The sequence below is a fragment of the Streptomyces monashensis genome (assembly GCF_001866665.1).
Taxonomy (GTDB): Bacteria; Actinomycetota; Actinomycetes; order Streptomycetales; family Streptomycetaceae; genus Streptomyces; species Streptomyces monashensis.
On the sequence record NZ_MLYO01000141.1, the window covers coordinates 1 to 1039 of the forward strand.

2 protein-coding genes are annotated in these 1039 nt (G+C 69.2%); one reads left to right on the forward strand and one right to left on the reverse strand.

Features of this window, described 5'->3' with window-relative positions:
• Positions 1–33: 33 nt before the first annotated feature.
• On the reverse strand, positions 34–480 hold the full coding sequence (locus BIV23_RS44535) for an anthrone oxygenase family protein (protein ID WP_071386705.1): 447 nt from the start codon (positions 478–480) through the stop codon (positions 34–36).
• A 92-nt stretch (positions 481–572) separates the two neighbouring features.
• Here BIV23_RS44535 and BIV23_RS44540 point away from each other — a divergent pair.
• On the forward strand, positions 573–1039 hold a 467-nt coding region (locus tag BIV23_RS44540; RefSeq protein ID WP_071386706.1), incomplete at its 3' end, for a TetR/AcrR family transcriptional regulator.

Genomic DNA, 1039 nt, shown 5'->3' on the forward strand with positions numbered 1-1039 from the left:
CGGCTGACCGGCCGGGCGGGTGGGTCCGTGGGGTCAGACGAGGGCGGCGACCAGGGAGGCGAAGGCGGCGGTGATGACGGCGACGCGTACGTAGTGCCAGCGCTCCCAGCGGTTCAGCTGCTCCTTCCAGTCCGCGGGCCGGTTCTCGGGGGTCCACGCCTTGTTCCGGTTGTTGATCGGGACGAGCAGCAGGACCGACATGATCACGCTGAGGATCAGCAGTGCGGCGGCGGTGACGACGAGGCCGGTGCCGTGGTGGTGCCGTGCGGCGACGGCCCAGATGCCGGCGAGGACGAGCGATCCGATGTACCAGACGGGCATGACGGCGCCGAGCATCCGGCCGCCGTGGGAGTGGGCCTGCTGGGTGCTGTCCTCGGGGAGGGCGTTGAAGATCGGTTTCATGACGAAGGCGACGGAGAACTCCACTCCCACCATCAGGCCGACGGTCACGGTGGTGATGACCTCGAGTGCGCTGAGCATGGTGCCCCTCCCGGGATCTAGCGTTGCTAGCTGTTGTGGGCAACGCTAGTACTACTGCCGCTTGAATGTCTAGCGGTGCTAGGATCCGGGTTATGTCGGTACAGGAACGCAAGGCACGCGAACGGGCGGAACGCGAACGCCTCATCGTGGCGACGGCCCGTGAACTCGCCGAGCAGCAGGGCTGGGACGCGGTCACCACCCGCAGGCTCGCCGAGCGCATCGAGTACAGCCAGCCCGTCCTCTACAGCCACTTCCGCGGCAAACGCGAGATCATCGGCGCCGTCGCCCTCGAAGGCGCCACCGACCTGGCCGCGGCGGTACGCACCGCCGCGGACGCCGCGAACAGCCCGCGCGGCAGGGTCACCGCCCTGGCCCGCGCCTACCTCGACTTCGCCGCACGCAACCCGGCGGTCTACGACGCCCTGTTCCAGCTCGACGGCGGCCTGGCATACGCACAGGAGGACACTCCGCAGCCGCTCAAGGACGCCTTCGCCGCATTGCTGGAGAGCCTGGGCGAGGTCGCCGGGCACGGCGTCGAACCGGGGCTGTTCACCGAGAC